The 22631-nt window shown below is 55.0% G+C and carries 19 protein-coding genes; all 19 read left to right on the forward strand.

Features of this window, described 5'->3' with window-relative positions; all coding sequences use genetic code 11:
* Window positions 1–2: 2 nt before the first annotated feature.
* The 19 genes from MKY86_RS14685 (at window position 3) to MKY86_RS14775 (ending at window position 22531) form a co-directional block, all read left to right on the forward strand.
* Window positions 3–1202, forward strand: a complete 1200-nt coding sequence (locus MKY86_RS14685; protein WP_076075396.1) for a phosphoenolpyruvate hydrolase family protein — start codon at window positions 3–5, stop codon at window positions 1200–1202.
* Between the two features lie 74 nt (window positions 1203–1276).
* Window positions 1277–2494, forward strand: a complete 1218-nt coding sequence (locus MKY86_RS14690; protein ID WP_076075393.1) for a Tm-1-like ATP-binding domain-containing protein — start codon at window positions 1277–1279, stop codon at window positions 2492–2494.
* A gap of 25 nt (window positions 2495–2519) precedes the next feature.
* Complete coding sequence (locus MKY86_RS14695) at window positions 2520–3350, forward strand: phosphoenolpyruvate hydrolase family protein (RefSeq protein ID WP_076075390.1); 831 nt, start codon at window positions 2520–2522, stop codon at window positions 3348–3350.
* Window positions 3351–3537: 187 nt separating this feature from the next.
* Window positions 3538–4929, forward strand: a complete 1392-nt coding sequence (locus MKY86_RS14700) for an erythromycin esterase family protein (RefSeq protein WP_340827103.1) — start codon at window positions 3538–3540, stop codon at window positions 4927–4929.
* Window positions 4930–5145: 216 nt separating this feature from the next.
* On the forward strand, window positions 5146–6513 hold the full coding sequence (locus MKY86_RS14705; protein WP_340827104.1) for a NosD domain-containing protein: 1368 nt from the start codon (window positions 5146–5148) through the stop codon (window positions 6511–6513).
* Window positions 6510–7058, forward strand: coding sequence for a nitrous oxide reductase accessory protein NosL (locus tag MKY86_RS14710; RefSeq protein ID WP_076075385.1), 549 nt, complete (start codon window positions 6510–6512; stop codon window positions 7056–7058). Before MKY86_RS14705 ends, MKY86_RS14710 begins: the two co-directional genes overlap by 4 nt.
* Window positions 7059–7060: 2 nt before the next feature.
* Complete coding sequence (locus tag MKY86_RS14715) at window positions 7061–7882, forward strand: ABC transporter permease (RefSeq protein WP_076075382.1); 822 nt, start codon at window positions 7061–7063, stop codon at window positions 7880–7882.
* Window positions 7875–8594 (forward strand): ABC transporter ATP-binding protein, encoded by a 720-nt coding sequence (locus tag MKY86_RS14720; protein WP_036727007.1) that lies wholly within the window; start codon window positions 7875–7877, stop codon window positions 8592–8594. Before MKY86_RS14715 ends, MKY86_RS14720 begins: the two co-directional genes overlap by 8 nt.
* Window positions 8591–9115, forward strand: coding sequence for a TlpA family protein disulfide reductase (locus MKY86_RS14725; RefSeq protein ID WP_076075380.1), 525 nt, complete (start codon window positions 8591–8593; stop codon window positions 9113–9115). Before MKY86_RS14720 ends, MKY86_RS14725 begins: the two co-directional genes overlap by 4 nt.
* A 246-nt stretch (window positions 9116–9361) precedes the next feature.
* A complete protein-coding gene (locus tag MKY86_RS14730; protein WP_340827106.1) occupies window positions 9362–10684 on the forward strand; it encodes an ABC transporter substrate-binding protein in 1323 nt (440 codons plus the stop codon).
* An 85-nt stretch (window positions 10685–10769) separates the two neighbouring features.
* Window positions 10770–11651 carry a carbohydrate ABC transporter permease gene (locus tag MKY86_RS14735; protein WP_076075377.1) on the forward strand — a complete coding sequence of 294 codons (882 nt, stop codon included), beginning with the start codon at window positions 10770–10772 and terminating at the stop codon, window positions 11649–11651.
* Window positions 11651–12469: a carbohydrate ABC transporter permease gene (locus MKY86_RS14740; RefSeq protein WP_081751222.1), complete on the forward strand. Its 819-nt coding sequence runs from the start codon at window positions 11651–11653 to the stop codon at window positions 12467–12469. Before MKY86_RS14735 ends, MKY86_RS14740 begins: the two co-directional genes overlap by 1 nt.
* 18 nt (window positions 12470–12487) lie before the next feature.
* Window positions 12488–14200, forward strand: coding sequence for a beta-N-acetylhexosaminidase family protein (locus tag MKY86_RS14745; protein WP_076075374.1), 1713 nt, complete (start codon window positions 12488–12490; stop codon window positions 14198–14200).
* Complete coding sequence (locus MKY86_RS14750; protein WP_076075372.1) at window positions 14193–15722, forward strand: DUF4127 family protein; 1530 nt, start codon at window positions 14193–14195, stop codon at window positions 15720–15722. The genes MKY86_RS14745 and MKY86_RS14750 overlap by 8 nt, the downstream gene beginning before the upstream one ends.
* Window positions 15723–15849: 127 nt before the next feature.
* Window positions 15850–16557 carry an N-acetylmannosamine-6-phosphate 2-epimerase gene (locus tag MKY86_RS14755; protein WP_340827820.1) on the forward strand — a complete coding sequence of 236 codons (708 nt, stop codon included), beginning with the start codon at window positions 15850–15852 and terminating at the stop codon, window positions 16555–16557.
* Window positions 16544–17377 (forward strand): MurR/RpiR family transcriptional regulator, encoded by an 834-nt coding sequence (locus tag MKY86_RS14760; protein WP_076075369.1) that lies wholly within the window; start codon window positions 16544–16546, stop codon window positions 17375–17377. Before MKY86_RS14755 ends, MKY86_RS14760 begins: the two co-directional genes overlap by 14 nt.
* 358 nt (window positions 17378–17735) lie before the next feature.
* Window positions 17736–18653 (forward strand): ROK family protein, encoded by a 918-nt coding sequence (locus MKY86_RS14765; protein WP_076075367.1) that lies wholly within the window; start codon window positions 17736–17738, stop codon window positions 18651–18653.
* 27 nt (window positions 18654–18680) lie between these two features.
* Window positions 18681–20267, forward strand: a complete 1587-nt coding sequence (locus MKY86_RS14770; RefSeq protein WP_076075364.1) for an FAD-dependent oxidoreductase — start codon at window positions 18681–18683, stop codon at window positions 20265–20267.
* A 722-nt stretch (window positions 20268–20989) separates the two neighbouring features.
* A complete protein-coding gene (locus tag MKY86_RS14775; RefSeq protein ID WP_076075362.1) occupies window positions 20990–22531 on the forward strand; it encodes a methyl-accepting chemotaxis protein in 1542 nt (513 codons plus the stop codon).
* Window positions 22532–22631 lie beyond the last annotated feature (100 nt).

Genomic DNA, 22631 nt, shown 5'->3' on the forward strand with positions numbered 1-22631 from the left:
GCTTGAACAGAACAGCCATACTGGAGCGGCTTCAGTCAGAGCTGCGCGAAGGCAACCACATTATCGGTGTCTCGACAGGTACGGGAATTACAGCCAAGGTTGCCGCTGACAGCGGAGCAGACTTCATTCTAATGCTGAACTCCGGCAAGTTCCGGCAGATGGGGAGAAGCTCGCTGGCGGGGTTCCTGCCCTTCTGCAACAGTAATGAAATGGTGATGGATTTTGCCTCGAAGGAGATTGTACCGCTGGTTAGAGACACTCCGGTGCTGTTCGGGCTGAATGCGAATGATCCAACGAGAGAAATGTCCCTGTATATAGAAGAGATTAAGGCCAGAGGCTTCGCGGGAGTGAATAATTATCCGACGGTCGGCCTGATTGACGGGGTATTCAGAGAGGCATTGGAGGAAGACGGCATCAGCTATGACAGGGAGGTGGAGGCTATACGTCTGGCTCATCAGCAGGAGCTGTTCACAGTGGCCTTCGTCTTCGACGAAGCCCAGGCGGTCCAGATGGCAGAGGCGGGAGCGGATGTGATCTGTGTGCATCTCGGCCTGACCGTAGGCGGATTGCTGGGGGCGCGGAAGGTGGTCTCTCTGGAAGCTGCCAAGGCGAAGGCGCTGCGCATTCTCACTGCCTGCGGTGAGGTTAAGCCTGAAGTCATTAAGATGATCTACGGCGGCCCGGTCAAGACTCCGGTTGATGTCCAGTATATGTACAGCAATACTAATCAGATTATGGGCTACATTGGCGGCTCTGCCTTTGAACGGATTCCCTCCGAGAAGTCCATTACGGCCATTACCCGCGATTTCAAGCGCCTGGGCAAGCTGGATGAGGATGATCTCATGGTCAAAATGCTCAGCGGCATCACCCGGCATTACGATTACGTAGAATTCGTCAAAGAATATGTCGCCCAGAATTACAGCGAGGAAGTAGTGTTCGCGGATCTGGCTAAGGTAGCGCATGTATCGCGCAGTTATTTGAGCAGCTTGTTTAAAAAGGAGGTAGGGTGCAGCTTCCAGAACTATCTGGTCGGCTTCCGTATGCAAAAGGCTGCCATACTGCTCCAGGCCCCGCACCTGCAATTATCTGAGGTGTCCGCAATGGTCGGCTACCCCGACTATGCCCAGTTCAGCAGAATGTTCAAAAAGCTCATGGGCTGCTCGCCCAAGCAGTACAAATCTAACCTAAACACAAAAACATAGGACATAAAAGCGTTTTCATCCATAAAATTGCCCGGTATGATGAATCTATGATTCGTATACGAGGAGGCCACAGAATGAAGACGATCGCCATAGCTGGAACGTTTGATACGAAGGGTGAGGAGTACCTGTACATCAAGAAGCTTGCAGAGGAGCTGGGTCTCAGAGCCCTGATGATCCATACCGGTGTATTCGAGCCAGCCTTTCAACCCGATGTGTCTAACCGGGAGGTCGCATCCGCCGCAGGGATGGAGCTGGACGAGCTTGCCGCGAAGAAAGACCGGGCGTTAGCTACAGAAGTGTTGTCCAAAGGACTGGAGCAGCTTGTTCCCCGGTTATACCAGGAGGGGAAATTTGACGGCATCATTTCCTTCGGGGGTACCGGCGGAACTTCACTGGTTGCCCCTGCGATGAGAGCCTTGCCAATTGGCGTACCGAAGGTGCTGGTATCCACGGTTGCATCAGGAAATACGGCTCCCTATGTCGGGACCAGCGATATTATGATGATTCCGTCGGTGGTGGATGTCTCAGGCCTCAATTCGATCTCGACCAGGATCTTCAGCAATGCGATGTTTGCCATCGCGGGCATGCTCCTGTTCGAAGCAGACTATGAACCGGAGAAAAAGCCGCTGGTCGCAGCCACCATGTTCGGAGTAACCACGCCGTGTGTGACCGAAGCGCGCAAATACCTGGAGGAGCGCGGCTACGAGGTGCTGGTATTCCATGCTACCGGAATCGGCGGACAATCGATGGAGGCGCTGATCGAAGCGGGCTTCATTGAAGGGGTGCTGGACTTAACCACCACCGAATGGGCAGATGAACTGATCGGCGGCGTCTTGAACGCAGGACCGCACCGCCTGGAGGCCGCAGGCCGCAACCGCATTCCGCAGGTCGTCTCGGTGGGCGCCCTGGACATGTGCAACTTCGGCCCCGCAGATACTGTACCGGAGAAGTTCAAGGATCGCAAATTCTATCATCATAACCCTACAGTCACCCTGATGCGGACGACCGTGGAGGAGAATGAACAGCTCGGCAGGAAGCTGGCCGAGAAGCTCAATATGGCAACGGAGAGTACGGTGCTTATGCTGCCGCTTGGCGGTATTTCGGCGATTGATGTGGAGGGTCAGCCCTTCTACGGCCCTGAAGAGGACCGGATGCTGTTCGATACCCTGCGCCAGCAGGTGGACCGCTCAAGAGTTGAACTGATCGAAGTGGACCTGGCGATTAATGATCCGGCCTTTGCCGAGGCGGCAGCCCGGAAGCTGATTGATCTCATGCAGGCCGCGAAGGCCTGAACCCCACAATAAGGAGGAGCTACTAATGAATAAGCAGACTAGAGCTGAGATTATGGATAGATTCAAACAAGAGGTGAAGGCGGGCAAGATTCTCCTCGGTGTCGGGGCAGGCACGGGGATTACCGCCAAGAGCAGTGAGGCAGGCGGAGCGGATATGCTGATTGTGTACAATTCCGGCCGTTACAGAATGGCAGGACGCGGTTCACTGGCAGGCTTGCTGTCGTATGGCGACGCGAATCAGATTGTGGTGGAGATGGGCTCGGAGGTGCTGCCTGTCGTCAAGGATACGCCCGTTCTGGCAGGGGTATGCGGCACCGACCCGTTCCGGGTGATGGAGGTATTCCTAAAGCAGTTGAAGGAGCAGGGCTTCAGCGGTGTGCAGAATTTCCCTACTGTGGGTCTGATCGATGGCGTCTTCCGCCAGAATCTGGAGGAGACCGGGATGGGCTACGGCCTGGAGGTCGAAATGATCCGTATCGCCCATGAGCTGGATATGCTGACCACCCCGTATGTGTTCGACCCTGAACAGGCACGGGCCATGGCAGAGGCGGGCGCCGATATTCTGGTCGCCCACATGGGCCTCACCACCAAGGGCACCATCGGCGCAGTAACCGCGTTGACCCTGGACGATTGTGTAGAGCGTATCAAGGCGATTATCGAAGCCGGACGGGCGGTCAACCCGGAGATTATGATTATCTGCCACGGGGGCCCGATTGCCGAGCCGGAGGATGCGGCTTATGTCATTCAGCGGACGAAGGGCATCCATGGATTCTTCGGCGCTTCCAGCATCGAGCGCTTCGCGGCGGAGCAGGGAATTACCCGCCAGACCGAGTCGTTCAAAGCAATTCAGCAATAAGCGCAGGCGTACGGCATTACAGCCCTTGATACTTTCAAGGGCTTTTTTGAGGTTCAACCGTGTGCAAAAAACCGAATGCATTATGCCACAGCTGTCCGAACTTAAACTAATTTTAAACAGGGCAGTACGCTCGATTTAACCTTCACCTGATAAGCTGATGTACATCTACAAAGGGAGGGTTAACATCATGAATCCATTGCTTCGCAAAGCAGTATTGTCAGCAGTCTTGTGCAGTTTCACTCTAATTACCGTTAGGGGAGCTGTGCATGCGGAAGGGGCGCCTGCAGCTGACGCTGCGAGTACGATGTCCGCAGAGGCCGGCTGGAAGGAGAACGTCCGGGCTACTGCGAACATCATCACAACTGTTAAGGCTGAGAAGGGCGACACTTATTCCGATCTGGCGTTTCTTCAGCCGATTCTGGCGGATAAACGGATCGTGAGCCTGGGCGAAGCCTCGCATGGGGCCGCCGAATATAATTCGGTGAAGGTAAGGCTAATTAAGTATCTGCATGAAAAGCTGGGCTATAACGTCATCGCCTTCGAGTCCAACCTGGCGGATGCTGCCGCAGCGTATACACAGGTTCAGGAGCTGAAGCCGCAACAGCTGATGGAGAACTCCATCTACGGCGTATGGCAGGTGGAAGAGAATCTGCCGCTGTTCGAGTACATAGCGGAGCAGAGCCGTTCAGATCATCCGCTGATGCTGACCGGGTTTGACTCCCAAGCCGCCACAGACTCTTTTATTACATTTGTTGAACAATGGTTTGCCGGGGTGGACTCTTCTAAAGCCAAAGCGTTTACCCGGACGGAAGAATGGTATTTGAAGCTTAATATGATTGATGATATCGGAGAGTTTACAGCCCAGAAGGATGCAATCAAGCGCAAATATATGATTTTCCAGGCATTCGTGAAAGATCATAAAGCAGCATTAAGCAAAGTCTATCCCAAACAGCCCAAGCTGGTGCCGACTCTTGAGCGTGTGCTCCAGAACAGGATCGATATGCTGGATTATTACCATCCTCATATTGTACGGCTGCTGGCCGGGGTAGACCCGGAGAAGCACGTTAAGCAGGGGAGCTATGAGAGAGATCGCGTGATGGCAGGGAATGTGGCTTGGCTCGCAAACACAGCCTATCCGGGGGAAAAGATTATTCTGTGGGGACACAACTACCATATCCGCAAACACAATTCTACGATGATTACCGAGCATAATGGATTCGGTTATGATCAGACACCCTATCCTACGATGGGGGAGCTGCTGCCTTGGTCCCTGAAGCAAGATAACTATGTGATCGGATTATATGCTTATGAAGGAAGTGCGCACAAGAACAACGGTAAGGTGGAGCAGATTATGCCGCATGACAAGGGAAGTCTTGAAGAGATTATAGGTGCAGGCATGGGCGCTGCGCAGTTTATCAACTTAAGAGACACCACGTTAAGCGCGTCCACGGAATGGATGTACACCCCGCGTACCGCCAAGGCATGGGGAGTCCTCAATGAGACAATGATCCCGCGCGAACAGTATGACGGGATACTGCTCATTCAACAGCTTTATCCTTCCACCCCGGTAAAAGATTAGTCCCGCAGCATGTAACGGCTTCTATATTAGCTGGAAATGGGCACTCTTTAATTAAAGAGTGTCTTTTTCGAATATTAAGAGAGGATATGATATAAATCACAGAATGGTCACAGACTCTAGCTGGTATAGCCAGTTTGGGCTATAGGCACTTCAATTCCTTTTATTTACACTTAATTCGGGTTTGCACAAGAAACCATCCTACAGTGGGGGTGAACAATGCTTGTAGTGAAAAGGTATGAATGCTCCATCAGCATCAGGGTTCTCGTCTTCATGATTCTAAGCATGTTAATCTGCTCCTTCAATCATGGCACCATTGTAAGCGCAGACACCAGCACCGGAGTCCTTCCGCTCCAGCCCATCATTGATTCAGCTAGTGAGGGAGATCTCATCACTCTGGCTCCGGGAACTTATTCCGGTCCGGTCCGGCTGGATAAGCGATTGACAATTAACGGTAACGGCAAGGCGATTCTGCTGCATACGGCTAAGGACGAACAGGCGGCGGTGCTGATCGTTGCAGACGGTGTAAGGCTTGAGAACCTGAAGATTCAGCAGAATAACGACAGAGAAGCGGCGGCGGTTCGCGTTGAAGCGGATAGGGTCATCTTGAAGGGGCTGGTCATTCATTCGGCAGGGTACGGAATACTCCTGCGTGAAGCCGATGGCGGGGTGATCTCGGATAATACAATAAGCTGGTTCATTCCCAAGGGAGAAGCACCGGGAACGAGAGGCAACGGGATCGATCTCTATAACTCTCACGGCGCTGTGATCCGGGGCAACGACATCGCTTATCTGCGGGATGGCATCTATCTGGAGAACAGCCGCAATACGGTGGTGGACCAGAACAAGCTTGCTTATCTGCGGTACGGGGTCCACTGCATGTATATCAATGGCTCGAAGGTCACTAACAACACCGGTGAATACAACATTACCGGCGCGATGGTGATGGGTGTTACGGGTGTGGTGGTGTCGGGGAACTCCTTCCGCAAGCAGAGCCGGAATGTGCATTCACAGGGGATTCTGCTCTACGATGTACGAAATTCCGCGATTATGAACAACCGGGTGGAAGGCAACCGGGTGGGGATTTACATGCAGCAGTCCTCGGATAACAAGCTGCAGCAGAATCTGGTGCTCCGCAACTATATCGGTGTGCAGTTCGAGAATGCAGAGGGCAACCGCTTTGAGCGTAACGGGTTTGTGGCAAACGTCATTGAGGCCCAGGCCACAGGCAGCAGGGACAATGAGATGAACGGGAATTACTGGGATGCCTTTGGCGGACTGGATCTCACGGGGGATGGGGTCAGCGACCTGAAATATGCGATCAACCCCTTCTATCAGCAATTGGTTGCGGGGAATGCAGCGTATCAGCTGTTTTTCCAGTCACCGGGGATGACGTTCCTGAGCGATATGTACACCGGCGGTTCGGCAGGGTGGTCCACCGATTCAGCGCCGCTCATGCAGCTTGAGGCAGGTACAGTTAGCCCGGATCAGGCGGCAGGCGGACAAGGCACGGTCATGGTAGCGGGCTGGCTGCTGCTGTTCCTATCTGTAATTACAATCATATACTTGGGGGTACTGCGATTATGAAACGATGGAGTCTGGTCTTGATGGTAGCAATGAGTCTGGTGATCCTCGCGGCCTGCGGACAGAAGAAATACGAACCGGTAGCGATTAATGAAGACGTCGATATCTGTGTGGTCTGCAATATGCAGGTCAAGGATGATGCTTACGCCACTCAGCTAACGACCAAGGACGGCAAGAATTACAAGTTCGACGATATCGGCTGCATGAATGAGTGGAAGACCAGTAATGGCACGGAGCAGATCGGTATGGATTATGTCCGCGACTATAACGACAAGAGCTGGATTGAATTCAGCAAGGCGAGCTATGTGTATGACGCTTCTCTGCGTACACCGATGGCTTATGGAGTGATCAGCTTCAAGGACAAGGCGGCAGCAGAAGCATTCGTGAAGGAGCAGGCGCTAGGCACTGTGCTGACCGCCGGAGAGCTGGCCTCCCATGAATGGAAGCAGAACAAGGATATGATGAACATGGACATGCAGAGCGGGGAAGGTCATATGGAGGAGCATAGCTCAGAGGAAGGCACGCATTCCGAAGAGACGGATATGTGAGTATGGCTGACATTCTGCATATCGCCCGCAGAGAGCTTAAGATGGGCTTTCGCAACCCGTGGGCCTATTCCTTCCTGGCCCTATTCTGTACCTTCAGTCTCGGGCTGCTGCTGATCCATGCGAATAACGCGGTGGAAGGCTATACGGCTGTTACGGGCTCCATGCTGAGCCTGATTCTGTATCTGTTGCCGCTGATGACGTTATTTCTGGGCTCCTTCTCACTGACCTCGGAACGGGAAGACGGAAGCTGGCAGCTCTTATCCACCTATCCCATTGGAACCTTATCCTTCGTTCTGGGAAAATACACCGGGCTAGCCGCTGTCCTGCTGACGATTGTAGCGTTTGGTTACGGGCTGATGGGGCTGCTCAGCGGTCTGCTCGGGATGGCTTTTGCGGCGGACACTTACTTCCTGTTCCTGGCCTTCTCGGCAGGTCTGGTCTTGCTGTTCCTGACCCTAGCCCTCATCATCGGCTCGTTATCCCGCAACCGCTGGCAGGCCTTGACAATCTCTGTAGCGTTCTGGTTCTTCGCGGTGATCGGCTGGCCGACATTCCTGATCGCAGGCCTCGGCCTGCTCCCGTATCTCTGGATCAAGCCAGCGCTGATTGTGCTGACGATGCTTAATCCGGCGGAGCTGGTGCGCCTGTTCGTGGTGGTGAAGCTGGGCGGAGGGTCGGTTCTGGGGCCGGAATATTATCAGTGGGTGGAATGGATTAGCCGCCCGGGCGGCAGCCTGTTGTTCCTCGGGGTCTGCGCTGCCTGGGTGCTGCTGTCCATCTTAGCGGTATATTGGATCTGGGAGAGGGGGCGTTCCCGTGGATAATCCGCTAATTCAGGTGAAAGAGATTACCAAGGTCATAGGGCGACAAACACTGGTCGAAGAGATCAGCTTCCAGGTTCCAGGCGGCAGCATACTTGCCCTGTGCGGCGGGAATGGGGCCGGCAAAAGCACGGTGCTGCGGATGGTAGCTGGCATTCTACAGCCGACTTCAGGCGAAATTACGGTAAACGGGCTGAAGTGGAAGCAATCCCGCAAGCGCTTTTCCATGCAGATCGGCTATATGCCGGATGATTATCAGTTCAGCCACGGGCTGTCTGCGGAAGAGCTGCTGAATTTCTGGGCGGCGCTGCGCCGGATTCCCAGACGCAAACAGCGGGTAGAGGAGGTGCTGGCTCTAGTCGGACTTGCGGATAAGCGCAACAGCCTGGTGACCACGTTCTCCAAGGGGATGCGCCAGCGTGTGCTGTTCGCGCAAGCGCTGCTGGCGAAGCCGCCGCTCCTGATTATGGATGAGCCGACTAACGGGCTGGACCCGTTCTGGATGAACGAATTCGTGAAGCTGCTGCAGGGCATCCGGGAAGAGGGGCATACGGTCCTCTTTTCCACTCATCAGCTGGAGATTGCGGATCGGGTGGCCGATCAGATTGTCTTCTTGAATCAGGGCAAGCATGTGGGGTCAGGCACTACGGCAGAGATCCGTACAGAGTTCGGTTCGCTGTATGCCGCCTTTCACCATAGTCTGGGGCTGGGATGAAGCTGCGCCGGATCGTTACTCTGCTGATTATTGCCGCTGCCTTTGCTGCCGGAACCGGGGTATATCTTCAGCAGTCCAGCCAACCTCCGGCCGGGAGAATAACCGCAGGTGCTTCGGCTCCGGCGTTCGAAGCGGTAACCTTGCAGGGGGAGAAGGTGCGCCTCAGCGAATACAAGGGCCGGGTCGTGCTGCTTAACTTCTGGGCGACCTGGTGCAAGCCTTGTATGCAGGAAATGCCGCTGTTAAATGAACTAAGCCAATCCGCTGAGCTTCCAGTCGAGACCTTGTTCGTGAACGCAGGAGAATCCAGGGGGACGGTATTGGAGTATATGGCGGAGCAACAATTCTCTTTTCCCGTCATTATCGATGTTACCGGAAGGATATCTTCCTCGTATAGCGTCAATGCACTGCCGTCAACTTATATCATCAATAAGGCGGGCGAGATAAGCAGAGTCGTGGTCGGAGAGATCGGGGATCCCGATACGCTCAAGCAATGGCTGGCTGAGGCCGGAGCTGAATGAAGGGGATATTCTATTCTATTATATTTTATGCACAGCCTCCGCTTGCCGGGAAGATGCTTCCGGTGTTGGCGGAGGCTGTTTTGCGGGCATAAAAAGAAAAATTATTTCTTTTTTTAATTTAATTTAGGAAAAATACTTCATTTATTTAAAATTTCTGATATACTCATTGCAAAGAGGGAGCAATAAGTCAGGAACCTGACGCGGGAAGGGCGCTCGCCTTACACTTAATCTGAGGGGGAATGTGGTGTGGGAACTAACAGAAAGGGCTTCACAGTATCGCTGCTGCTGACCATGTCTATGCTGCTTGCGGCTTGCGGAGGAAATGGCAATACGAAGGGGACACCGGATGCCGGAAGCACCGGAGAACCCGGCACGGGCGCTGAAGCTACGGCTGCGGCGGAGCCGGTGAAGCTTGAATTCTGGACGATTGCACTTCAGCCAACGTTCAATGATTACTTCAATAATCTGATCACCCAGTATGAGGACAGCCACCCCGGAGTAACGGTGGAGTGGAAGGACTATCCCTATGATGCCATCTCGCAGCGGCTGTTGACCAGCACGGCCAGCGGCAAGAGCCCGGATGTCGTGAATCTGAACACCGAGTTCGCCAGCCAGCTAGGCAGCAAGGGAGCGCTGCTGAATCTGAGCGAGTATCTGACGGATGAGCAGGCGAAGAGTTATTTTGAGGGCATTTATAATTCCACTGTATTCGATGGCAAGGCTTATGCACTTCCCTGGTACACTGGCACAGAAGTGCTGTTCATGAACAAGAAGCTTGTGGAGAAGGCGGGCCTCGACCCGGCCAGTCCGCCGCAGACCCGCGAGGAGCTGGTGGAGTGGGCGCGTCAGGTTCATGAGAAGACGGGAGCAGCCGGGTATGCCCAGCAGCTGGTCTCCAAGCTGTTCCCCATCGACGGCATCTCAATCCTGAATGAGGACAAGACAGCCGCCGCCTTCAATACGCCGGAAGCAGAGGCGATGATTACCCAGATGCGCGACCTGATGAAGGAAGGAGTAGTGCTCAAGGAGGACGCGGATTTCAGCAAGCAGATTCAGTATTTCTCCGGTGAGCAGGTAGCCTTCCAATTGTCCGGTCCAACGTTCATCAACTTCATTAAGACCTCTGCGCCGGATGTCTACAAGAATACCATTGCTGTCCCGCTGCCGACAGGCAAGGCGAACCTGCGTCTCTCCAATTCGATGAATCTGGTCGTGCCGCAGAAGTCGAAGAACCCGCAGCAGGCGGTGGAATTCGCTGCCTTCCTTACGAATGCCGAGAACCAGACAGCCTTCTCCAAGGCCGCCAACACGCTGCCATCGAGCAAGGCGTCCATTCAGGATCCGTTCTTCACCGAGTCTGACGGCTCTCTGGAAGCTGAAGCGAAGGTGGCTTCCTCGCAGAGTCTGGATAAGGCTACCGATTACATGGTCGGCGTTCCAAGCGCCGCAGATATCAACTCTGCGCTGGCGCGGGGATTGCAGGAGATTCTGATGAACGGCGCGGATATCAAGGAGACGCTGAACAAGGTGGAGAAGGAAGTCAATACTATTATCAGTCAGGGTTCCTAAGCTGCTGAAGTACAGGCGATAAGGGGGAGTTTCTCCCCCAATGGATATATTTTGAGGGTATTTGAAGGAGTGGGAGGTGTAGCAGGTGTACAAGGGGTTTCGGTCCGAATCTTTTACCGCATGGGCGTTTATGGCGCCGGGACTGCTGTTTCTGGCGGTGTTTACCTTTTGGCCGATTATTTACGGCATACCGCTCTCGTTGACAGATTATTCTGTCATTACCGAGACGAATTATGTAGGTCTGGATAACTTCACCCGGGCCTTCCAGGATCATAATTTCCTGATTTCACTGTGGAATTCACTGGTATATGTGCTGATTGTGCCGGTGATCCAGATCATTTCGATCTTAATGGCGATTCTGGTCAACAGCCGGATTCCTGGAGTCAAAATGTTCCGGGCCGCCTACTATATACCGGTCGTCACTTCGATGGTTGCGGTGGCGCTGATCTGGAGCTGGCTGCTCGGCAATAACGGAGTGGTCAATTACCTGCTGCTGAAGGCAGGGATTATCAGTGAGCAGGTCTCCTGGCTATCGACGAGCAGCACGGCGCTGTATGTTCTAATGTTCATTACGATGTGGAAGGGCCTCGGCTATTACATGATGCTCTATCTGGCCGGGCTTCAAGGCATTCCTGCAGATCTGTATGAGGCGGCAAGAGTGGATGGTGCAGGGCCGCTGCGGCTGATTGTACATGTGACGCTGCCGCTGCTGCGCCCGCATATTCTGTTCTGCACGCTGATCTCGGTGATGGGCGCGATCCGGGTGTTCGATGAGGTCTACATTCTGACCAAGGGCGGACCGGGGACGTCCACATTAACTTCAAGCGTCTATATTTTCCAAAAAGGGCTGGAGCAGTTCAACTTCGGCTATGCCTCGGCGCTCGGGCTGATCGTCAGTGTGATGGTGGGAGCGCTTAGTGTACTTGTATTCAGACTGAACCGGAAAGGCGGGGTGAATTCCTATTGATGCCGCGTAGCTTGCGTGTTCTAATCACTTATCTGCTGCTGATCCTGCTTGCCCTGTTCATGATGGGGCCGTTCCTGTGGCTGCTCAGTGTCTCGCTGATGCCCGGGCGCAACGTGTTTGCGAACCCGCCGGCCATTCTGCCCACCTTCATTGCGTTCGATAACTATGTGCAGGTGTGGAACTTCATGAATTTTCCGCGATACATTCTGAATACGGTCATCATCACGCTGCTGGGAGTCGTGTTCAACATTATTCTATCCTGTCTGACGGCTTATCCGCTGGCGGCCTTCCGGTTCAAGGGCCGGAACCTGGTCTTCACGCTGCTGATCTCGACCATGATTATTCCGTCGGCCACCGCTATGATTGTGCATTATCTGACGATTCAGGCTTTTCAGCTGGGCAATACGTTCTTCGGCGTTGTTCTTCCGGCAGCGGTGTCCGTGTTCAATATCTTCCTGATGCGGCAGACGTTCCTGGGTATTCCGGCAGACATCCGGGATTCAGGTAAAATGGACGGAGCCTCAGAGCTGCGCATCTTCATTCAACTGGTCATGCCGCTCGTCAAGCCGGGGATTGCGGTGATTGGATTACTGGAGGTCATGGCGTTCTGGAACAACTTCCTGTGGCCGATTGTCGTCCTGGAGGACCCGGAGAAGTATCCGCTCGCTGCGGCGCTTACGTATCTGAACGGGCAATTCTCCTATAACTTCGGCTGGATTGCCGCCGGAACCATGATCTCGGTGCTGCCGATCATCCTCGTGTTCCTGTTCACGCAGAAGTATTATATGGAAGGGATTGCCGGCGCGATAAAAGGCTAACTAAGGAGGCATAACTCAATGGGAATTTCGTTACGGGACTGCCAATATCTGTTCCGCGACTATTATACGCAAGGGAAAGAGCTGGTGGTAGAGGGCCCGCAGCTGCGCTGTGAGCTGGCCTCGCGGTATGCGATGAATCAGGATGTAATTGGGCTACTTGCTGAAGGCGGAGACATCGTAATTCTGGAACCGGCCGGACCGGGCGTAGCCACCGCTGATAAAGGCAATGCGCAGCTGATGCTGGAGTATGACGGCGGGCTTGCTGCGGATGGATACCGGCTGGTGATTGGAGAGGATGCGAAGCTTGTTGTCGCTGCCTCTAACCGTCGGGGACTGAAGTACGGGCTGGATGCGCTGAAAATGCTCCTGACCGTGGAGGAGGATTGCTGCCGCCTGCCGGTGGTTACGGTGGAGGATGAGCCTTCTTTTCCGGTGCGGGGCATTATTGAAGGCTTCTATGGCGTGCCATGGAGCTTCGCGGACCGGATGGATTCGGTCAGTTATATGAGCGGGCACCGGATGAACGCCTTCATGTACGCGCCGAAGGATGATCTCTATCACCGGAAGCTATGGCGTGAGCCGTACCCGGATGATGTGTTCGCCAGAATTCATGACCTTAAGCAGGAATGCGACAAGCATCTGGTGGATTTCTACTATTGTATTAGCCCGGGCAATGATCTGGAATTCCGCAGCCAAGGCGACTTCGCGAAGCTCGAGGAGAAGCTTGGAGCCATGATCGCGATTGGAGTGCGGCATTTCGCCCTGCTGATGGATGACATAGATTATGTGCTCCAAGGCGACAACAAGCAGTTCCTGGAGCGCTCCGGGACCGCCCATGCCTATGTGACGAACCGGGTCTATGATTACTTAGCCGGATGTCTGCCGCACTTCACCCTGGCTATGTGTCCTTCAGAATACTGGTCGTATTGGAATACGGAGTACAAGAAGGATATCCGGGAGCAGCTTCATCCCGCTGTCAAAGTGTTCTGGACCGGCTATTTCGTCTTCGCCCCGGAGATCGGCCGGGGGCATGCGGAGGATAATTACAGTTTTTACGGGCATGAGCTGTGGCTGTGGGACAATATTCCGGTGAATGACTGCGATAAGGACCGGCTGTTCCTCGATCCGGTGCGCGGGCGCAGCTCCCGGCTCTGCAATTACGGGCATACAGCGGTCGTTGCCAATCCGATGAATCAGTGGGAATGCTCCAAGATCACGCTTCACACGATGGCCCATTATATGTGGAACAGCGAGCGTTACATGCCGGAGCTGTCCTGGGAGCTGTCCGTGCGTGAATTCGCCGGGGAGCTTGCGGAGGACATGATGTTCTTCTGCCGCCAGAATCTGAACAGCCGCCTGTATTCCGGCGGCTACCCGGAGCTGGACGATGCGCTGGCAGAGCGCGATCTGGAGCGGCTGGACGCTTATTTCAGCCGGCTGGAGCAGGCTGCCGTGCGGCTTGGCGGCTTAGAGAATGCCAAGTTCATCGAAGAGGCAGGGCCATGGCTGCGCCGGGCAATCGGGGATGCTTTGCTGTGGCGGGCTGTGCGCAGACAACTGGAGAATACGCTGGAGCCGCTGGCTGGGAAAGATGTGCTTAAGTGCCTGGAGACCTGCCGCAGTTATGGTGTACGGCTCGGCAGTGATCCGGCTGTGCGTGCGGCTGAGGCGCTGGGGATCGAGCTGCCGGAAATGGAGAAGGAGACGAAGGAGGAGGACCAGCATGTCTAAGCACCCTAAGCTGATTCTGGTTCCGCTCGATGAGCGGCCCTGCAATTATGAATTCCCTTATCTGCTGGCTAAAGGTACGGAATATCTGGTGGAGCGGCCTCCAAGTGAAATCATGGGGCTGAAGAAACGCCCTGGAGATGTTGAACAGCTATGGTCCTGGTTCGAGGCTGCCTGCGAAGGAGCAGATGGGGCGGTGGTCGCGCTGGATACGCTGCTCTACGGCGGCATTATTCCCTCGCGGCTGCACCAGTTGGAGCTTGAAGTTCTGGCTGCGCGCCTGGAGCGGCTGCGGGAGATCCGGCGGCGTTATCCGCAGCTTAAGCTGTATGCGTTCCAGCTGATTATGCGCTGTCCGCAGTATTCTCTATCAGACGAGGAACCGGATTATTATGCCGACTGGGGCCGGGAGATTTTCCGCAAGGGCTTCATCGGCCACCGGCTGGAGCTGGGAATCGCCACCGATGAGGAGATCCGTGAGCTGGCGGATATTGATCACCGGCTTCCAGCCGAGGTGCTGCAGGATTATCTCGGCCGCCGGGCGATTAATATTGAAGCGAACAAGCAGGCGCTGGAGCTGGTCCGGGACGGGGTGATTGACTTCATGATTGTACCGCAGGATGATTCGGCGCCGTATGGGCATACCGCCAAGGATCAGGAGAAGGTGCGGGCGAGGATTAGTGTGCTTGATCTGGAGCTTAAGGTCTATATGTATCCGGGAGCAGATGAGGTAGGCTGCACGCTGCTCGCCCGGATGCTGAACAAGGCCGAAGGGCGGAGGCCGATGATCTACCCGCGTTTGTCCGCTGTGCAGGGGGCATTCGTGACGCCGCTGTTCGAGGACCGCTTTTTCTATGAGACGCTGAAATATCAGATCCTGGCCGCCGGGGGGCTGATCGCATCCAGTGCTGCCGAGGCAGACCTGGTTCTGCTGGTCAGTACGCCGGGGGAGACGATGGAGGAGACGGTGTCGCAGAAGCATGCTTTTCACAGTTATGACGTATACCGGAACCTGATGGAACTTGTAGAGTACGGGGACTACCTTCTGCAGAGCAAGGAGATGCCGGTGGCTGTTGCGGACGTAGGCTATGCCAATGGCGGTGATCAGAAGCTGGTTAAGATGCTGCGGCAGAAGAACCTCCTGTTCGATCTGGCCGGATATGCCGCCTGGAATACCAGCTCCAATTCGCTGGGGACCGTAATCTCGCAGGCGATGATCTATCTGATCTACGGACGTACACAAGGACATCTGGATTTCCTGGCGCTCCGCTATGCCGAGGATGTATGCTATTGTTCAGTAGTGCGCGGAGAGCTCAGTGAAGGACCCGTGCAGGAGATGGGCTATGGCAAATACGAACTGGACGGACCGCGCGGCCGTGTGGCTGCCCGTGTACAGGAACGGCTGAGTGAAGAGCTGGCCGTGCGGATTCACAGCCCTTCGGGGAGCGTTAAGATCACCGACTGCTATATGCCATGGAACCGGATGTTCGAGGTGGGCTTAACTGTGCAGTATGTGCCATCGTGAGGGCAGGGCTGATGATAAAATTAATTTGAAACAATACAGATAGGGAAGAGTGACGGGGGAATTTGGGAGCTGTAGGAGCGGTAGCAAGTTCAATTTATATATAATATAAGGAGAGAGGGTGGGGACCCTGAGCAAAAATATACTGGAAAAACTGCATCTGGGGCTGATTGTATCCTGCCAGGCGCTGCCTGACGAGCCGCTGCACGGGCCGGAGATTATGGCCCGGATGGCGGTGGCGGCAGCGGAAGGCGGGGCCATCGCCATCCGGGCGAACGGGGCGGCAGATGTGCGCGCGATCAAGCAGGCAGTTGCGCTGCCGGTGATCGGCATCGTGAAGCGCAACTACCCGGATTCGGACGTCTATATTACCCCTACGCTTAGAGAGACTGAGGAGTTGCTGGAAGCGGGGGCGGATATTATAGCCTTTGACGGGACCCGGCAGACCCGGCCGGGGAATTGTACGCTGGAGCAGATCATAGACCTGCTCACGGCAAGCCCGGCGGCTTCCATGGCGGATATCTCCACTCTGGAGGAAGCGCTATACGCTGAATCGCTTGGAGTCAGCTGCGTCTCGACCACCTTGTCGGGATATACACCGTATTCCCGTCAGCAGGAAGGGCCGAATCTGGAGTTGCTGGAGCAGGCTGCACAGCGGCTGAAGATTCCGGTCATTGCCGAAGGCCGGATCAGCCAGCCCGGCCAAGTGGAGGCAGCGCTGAACCTGGGGGCCTATGCGGTGGTGGTAGGCTCCGCAATTACCCGGCCGCAGCTGATCACCCGGCCGTTCGCAGCAGCGGCGAGAAAAGTGAGGATGAACCGTAATGGAAATGAATGACCGGATCAACACGTATTACCCGTCCATGACCAAGTCTGAGCAAAAGGTAGCCCGGTGTGTGCTTGAGCATCCGGATAATCTGATCTATCTGTCTGTGACTGAGCTGGCGGATTTTGCCGGAACGGGCGAGACCACGGTGATGCGCTTCTGCCGCAAAATCGGCTTCAAGGGCTATCAGGATTTCAAGCTGATGCTGGCCCAGGGCCTGCCGAAGCGGCAGACTCTGGCGGATGGCGAGCAGGGGGCAGGCGGAGGGGATTACGCCGACCACCTGTATGACTTAATGGTTGGTGTATTGCAATCCAGTCTCGGGATGCTGGACCGGGAGCAGCTGCAGCAGGCGGTAGACGCTCTGGATCAGGCCCGGTATGTCCAGTTCTTCGGCGTAGGCTCTTCCGGGATCACGGCACTGGACGCCAAGAACCGCTTCCTGCGGATCGGGCGGCGTGTCGAAGCCAATTCCGACAGCCATATTCAGTCGATGATGGCAGTGACGATGGGGGCGGGCGATGTGGCATTTGGCATCAGTGTATCAGGCAGCACACTGGATACGAATGACATGCTGATGAAGGCCAAGCAGAACGGGGCCAAAGTCATTGCCATGACTAACTATGCCAAGTCCCCGATTGCTTCCATTGCCGACATTGTGCTGCTGACGGCCGGGAAGGAATCCCCGCTGGAAGGCGGCTCCGTAGGGGCGAAGGTCTCCCAGCTGTTCATTATCGACCTGCTCTGCCAGGGACTGGAGCAGCTCCATGCCGAAGAGACCAAGCGGATGAAGGAGGTAACCGCCCGGGCGGTTATTGACCGGATTTACTAGGGTGCGGGGGAAATGAAGTGATGGTATGTGATGTATCGTGTAACGGTTAAGGGATGGGCGGGGGCTGAGGTGCTGGTGTGAGGGCAGACGGGCGAATGTATGCGGAAAACAGCATATAATTTGCTGGTGCGAGGGCAGACGGGCCAATGTATACGGAAAACAGCATACATTCGGCTGGTGCGAGGGCAAGTGGGGCAAGTATATGCGAAAAACAGCATACAATTTGCTGTTTCGAGGGCAGACGGGCGAATGTATGTGAAAAACAGCATACATTCTACCAACGCGGGTGTGCGTGGGCAAATGTATGTGAAAAACAGCATACAATGTGCTAGCGCGAAGAGTAGTGGAGGTGGCGCGAATGCGGCAAGTCATAGGCGTGGATATCGGAGGGACAGGCATCAAAGGGCTTGTAACCGATGAAGCGGGGACGATTCTCGCGGAAGCCGGACGCGACACGGAGGCCCGGCTGGGCCGGGAGGTTATTCTCGGCCAGCTCCACAGCCTGGTGGAGGAACTGCTGGCTGGCCATCCTGCGGTGGAAGCGCTGGGGATTGGCTCGGCGGGCAGGGTAAATGCGGATACGGGCGAGGTGGTCTACGCCACCGATAATCTGCCCGGCTGGCAGGGGATGCAGCTTACGCAGTGGGCAACGGCTGCGTTCGGTCGGCCTGCGGCGGCCGATAACGATGCCAACGCGGCGCTGCTGGGCGAGGCCTGGCTGGGCGCGGGGCGCGGCAGGTCGAGCCTCGTTATGCTGACCCTGGGCACCGGGGTCGGAGGGGCTAATCTGGCGGAAGGCCGGCTGCTGCGCGGAGCCGCCTGGAGCGGTGGCGACTGGGGGCACAGCGTGCTGGTGCCGGGAGGTCGCCCCTGTAATTGCGGCAAGCGCGGCTGCGCGGAGCAATATGTGTCCGGCCAGGCGCTGCTGCGTCTGGCACTGGAGGAGACCGGCCGGGCGTATGCGCACGGGCGGGAGATTATGGCGGCGGCGGAGCAGCGCGACGCGTCAGCGCTGGCGGTGCTGGAGCGCTTCACAGCGGATCTTGCGCTGGTGACAGCTAACATCGGGGCGGCGGTAGACCCCGAGCGGATTATTATCGGCGGCGGGGTCATTCAGAGCCGTGCGGTCTGGTGGCCGCTGCTGGCCGGGCAGGCGGGCGGCAGTTTGGCCGCCCGGATCGTGCCAGCGGAGCTGGGCAACCGGGCAGGCTGCTTCGGCGCGGCCCGGCTGGCTCTGGAACGGCTGCGCCGGGACGAAGGCGAAAGACAGATCTAACTGCTGCGGCAGGGAGGAGACAGAGAGATGGCTGGTGAACAGGAGAAGCATTCGGATGTAGTAATTATCGGCGGCGGACTTGGAGGAACGGCGGCAGCGCTGGCCGCAGCCAAGGCAGGACTGCGCGTGCTTGTGACAGAGGAGACGGACTGGCTGGGCGGGCAATTGACCTCCCAGGCCGTGCCGCCGGATGAGCACCGCTGGATTGAGGAATCGGGCAGTACCGCGTCTTACCGGGAGTTCCGCAGCAGAGTCAGGGAGTATTACAGGCGGAATTATCCGCTTACGGAAGCTGCCAGGAGCAATTCTATACTGAATCCCGGCAACGGTTGGGTCAGCCGGCTGGCACATGAGCCAAAGGTAGCACTGGCTGTTCTGCAGGAGATGCTGGCCCCATATGTGAACACCGGGCGGATCGAGGTGCTCTATCATACGGTGCCGGTCGCTGCCGATACTGAAGGAGATTACGTTACTGGAGTGACCGTCCGGCAGGGAACGGGCGGTAAGCTTTTCAGGCTGCGCGGCGACTATTATCTGGACGCCACGGAATGTGGCGATCTGCTGCCGCTGGCCGGAGTGGAGCATGTCAGCGGCGCTGAAGCCCGCAGTGAGACAGGGGAGCCGCACGCCCTGGAGGCTGCAGACCCGCTCGACATGCAGTCGATTACCCACGTGGCGGCGGTGGACTATGTGCCAGGTGGAGACTATACAATCCCGCGTCCAAGAGATTATGTTTACTGGCGCGAATATGTCCCATCGTTCTCGCAGTATCCGATCTTAAGCTGGTTCGCTTCAGATGCAGACGATACTAGCAAGCTGAAGCAGTTCACAATGTTCCCGAATGAGCAGGGGATTATCTCCCTGTGGGATTACCGGCGGATCGTGGACCCGGCCATCTGGACGGAGCCGCTGAATGACGGCGAAGTCACTCTGCTGAACTGGGCACTGAACGATTACTATGCCGGGTCAATTATCGGCGTATCACCGGAGGAACGGGAGCGGCATTTGGAGGGAGCGAGACAGCTTACCCTCTCACTCGTGTATTGGCTCCAGACCGAAGCGCCCCGCCTGGACGGCGGGCAGGGCTACCCGGGCGTGCGCCTGCGCGGAGATGTGCTCGGCACAGAAGACGGGCTGGCCAAGGCCCCTTATATCCGGGAATCCCGGCGCATCCGCGGGATGTACACAATAGCAGAGCAAGATGTAAGCAAAGAGCTGCGCGGGCCGGAGGGGCCGAAGCGTTATGAGGACAGTGTGGGCGTAGGCAGCTATCATCTGGACCTTCATCCCACAACCGTAAGCCAGCGGACCTTTTATATCCCGAATCATCCTTACGAGATTCCTCTCGGATCATTGATCCCGGTACGGGTCAAGAACCTGCTCCCGGCTTGCAAGAACATCTCCATGACCCAAATCGCCAACGGCTGCTACCGGCTGCATCCTACGGAATGGAATATCGGCGAAGCTGCGGGCACCCTCGCGGCCTATGCCATCAGGCAGCAGATGGAGCCGGCGGCGGTCAGGGAATCGGCAGAGCATCTAGAGGCCTATCAGCAGCAACTGATTGCGCTCGGTGTTCAGCTGCACTGGACCCCGGAGGAGCTGGAGGCTTAAGCGCATCTTCTCCGGCCATCCAGTATAGCTCAACAATCTATAATCTCACATTCAAGGTAAGGTGCCTCGTCAGCGAGGTGCCTTTTTGGTATTTTCTTTTTAGTAGATATTACCTGGCAGCAAGTAGGTGGATAAACGTATCTTGTTCAGTTGCTTTTGGCAGAAACGGAGGAAGCAAGTGGAAATTGTACAACTAAATTGCTTCAGTCTCGCTGCTCAGTAGAAAATATGAAAAATTAAGGGCCCTTTCTCCAACTACTATCGTACTAGGGCCTAACCGTCCATCAGCAAGTGTAGAAAATCCAACTGTTTCCCTGATCCAAAGAAAACATGTTCTAATCTGGAAAATAAAGCAGTACTGTATTGCATGTAATGAGTATTTTTTCAAAGCAGATCCTAGTTCACCTGTAAATAAGCATGATGTTCCTTCAGGACTTTTAAAGCTATGGAGAATGGACCCTTATAATATTTATTATAAAGGGATTCCAATTAGCGAAGCATACGAGCCCAAGTGGATTAGATTTCTTCGAAAATTTTTAAGAAAATGCAAAACGTCAGTCAAATAACAGCGGCAGTCTGAGGCTTTTTGTCAAGTCTTATTCTGCCGCTGTTTTATATTGAATTTTAAATATAAATTTATATATTAAATCTCATGCGTGTTATATACTCATTCTAGCTTTCCCAAGCAGAGCACACCACGAGATGAGGAGAACTGAGACCACATGCCATTACTGAACCGATTCAAAGGAAACGCCGCCCAAGCCCCACAAGGTGATGCGCCGCAAGCCGAACGTAAGCTGATCGATGCCTTACAACAGTATGTTGAGTTGGCCGAACGCCAAGAGGAGGAGCAGTCCGATACATATTTTTCCTCTAATTCAGATGAACTGCTCGGTTTGTTGAAGCGCCTGTCATCCGTGATACATAAACGCGAGGATTACTATAAGGTCAGATTAAATATGATCACTGAAGCGATTGAGATCTCCCTGTGGGAAATGGATGTGTATGAGGGGGATCCGGTGAATCCGCTCAATGAGTTCAGGTGGACCGATGAGCTGCGCCGGATGATCGGCTATACGGATGAGCATGATTTCCCCAATGTGCTGGAGAGCTGGTCCAATTGCCTTCATCCCGAGGATAAAGAGGGCGTACTGCAGCTGTTCTCGGATCATATGCTGGACCGGACGGGCACGATCAAATACGACATTGAATACCGGCTCAAGACGAAAGCAGGCGAGTACAAATGGTTCCAGGCGACGGGCACAACCGTACGTGCCGCTGACGGATCACCTATTATGGTAGCCGGAGCCTTGCTGGATATTCATGATAAAAAAATCAAGCAGGACCAGCTGGGCGCACTGGTGGTCCGCTATGATCTGGTGAACCGCGCCCTGGTGGAAGCACCTTGGGATATGGTGGTTATCGCAGGCGATCCGGTCAACCCGGATAATGAGTTCTGGTGGTCGGAGCAATTCCGCCGAACGATTGGTTTTGAAGGCGAGCATGATTTCCCGAACCTGTTAAGCAGCTGGAGCAACCAGCTACACCCCGAGGATCTTCAGCCCACGCTGGACGCCTTCGCCAATCATCTGAATGATTACACCGGGCAGACGGACTATACAGTGAACTACCGGTTGCGCTCCAAAAATGGCGAGTATCGCTGGTATCACGCAGGCGGTGAAACGATCCGGGACGAGCAGGGTATCCCTCTGCGGGTAGCAGGAACGATTCGTGATATTACGCAGGAAATCAATAAAGAGGATACAATCAGACGGGTAAACCTGCAGATGGAAGGCTTGCTGACTGCGATTAACGAGATTGTTCACGGGATTGTATCGGTAACAGAGCAGGCTCAGGATATCGCCGAAGTCCAGGAGCAATCCTACAAGGCTGCAGTTGATGTGAAAGAAAAAACGAATGAAACCAAAGAAATCACCAAATTCATCAGTGAGGTCTCGAATCAGACCAGTCTGCTCGGGCTGAATGCTTCCATTGAAGCTGCTCATGCGGGGGAGTATGGCCGGGGCTTCTCTATTGTGGCAAGTGAGGTGCGCAAGCTCGCAGACCACAGCAAGATGGCTTCAAACAATATTGAGAAAACCACGCAGGAGATGAATGACCGCATCGACCATATTATCAGCACCATCAACGGCATGTCCAGCTTGACCGATGCCCAGGCTGCACTGACGCAAGAGGTTAATGCTTCTGTAGAGGAAGTAAGCAGAATGTCGGAGGAGCTGTTAAATATTCTGCGTACTTTATAAGGGTTAACTGGAATAGAACACCATAGCCTGAGATCAAAAAGCGGAACGGAGCTTCAAGCGTTTCGCTTTTTGATGTTGCAAATTTCTGAACGTGCTAACC

It is taken from the genome of Paenibacillus sp. FSL R7-0333 (assembly GCF_038000365.1).
In the GTDB taxonomy this organism is placed as follows: domain Bacteria; phylum Bacillota; class Bacilli; order Paenibacillales; family Paenibacillaceae; genus Paenibacillus_AQ; species Paenibacillus_AQ silagei.

Bases quoted from the DNA above. Each gene is read 5' to 3' on its own strand.
- MKY86_RS14690 (WP_076075393.1), top strand. From the start codon at position 1,277: ATGAAGACGATCGCCATAGCTGGAACGTTTGATACGAAGGGTGAGGAG.
- MKY86_RS14695 (WP_076075390.1), top strand. From the start codon at position 2,520: ATGAATAAGCAGACTAGAGCTGAGATTATGGATAGATTCAAACAAGAG.
- MKY86_RS14700 (WP_340827103.1), top strand. From the start codon at position 3,538: ATGAATCCATTGCTTCGCAAAGCAGTATTGTCAGCAGTCTTGTGCAGT.
- MKY86_RS14705 (WP_340827104.1), top strand. From the start codon at position 5,146: ATGCTTGTAGTGAAAAGGTATGAATGCTCCATCAGCATCAGGGTTCTC.
- MKY86_RS14710 (WP_076075385.1), top strand. From the start codon at position 6,510: ATGAAACGATGGAGTCTGGTCTTGATGGTAGCAATGAGTCTGGTGATC.
- MKY86_RS14715 (WP_076075382.1), top strand. From the start codon at position 7,061: ATGGCTGACATTCTGCATATCGCCCGCAGAGAGCTTAAGATGGGCTTT.
- MKY86_RS14725 (WP_076075380.1), top strand. From the start codon at position 8,591: ATGAAGCTGCGCCGGATCGTTACTCTGCTGATTATTGCCGCTGCCTTT.
- MKY86_RS14740 (WP_081751222.1), top strand. From the start codon at position 11,651: ATGCCGCGTAGCTTGCGTGTTCTAATCACTTATCTGCTGCTGATCCTG.
- MKY86_RS14745 (WP_076075374.1), top strand. From the start codon at position 12,488: ATGGGAATTTCGTTACGGGACTGCCAATATCTGTTCCGCGACTATTAT.
- MKY86_RS14750 (WP_076075372.1), top strand. From the start codon at position 14,193: ATGTCTAAGCACCCTAAGCTGATTCTGGTTCCGCTCGATGAGCGGCCC.
- MKY86_RS14760 (WP_076075369.1), top strand. From the start codon at position 16,544: ATGGAAATGAATGACCGGATCAACACGTATTACCCGTCCATGACCAAG.
- MKY86_RS14765 (WP_076075367.1), top strand. From the start codon at position 17,736: ATGCGGCAAGTCATAGGCGTGGATATCGGAGGGACAGGCATCAAAGGG.
- MKY86_RS14770 (WP_076075364.1), top strand. From the start codon at position 18,681: ATGGCTGGTGAACAGGAGAAGCATTCGGATGTAGTAATTATCGGCGGC.
- MKY86_RS14775 (WP_076075362.1), top strand. From the start codon at position 20,990: ATGCCATTACTGAACCGATTCAAAGGAAACGCCGCCCAAGCCCCACAA.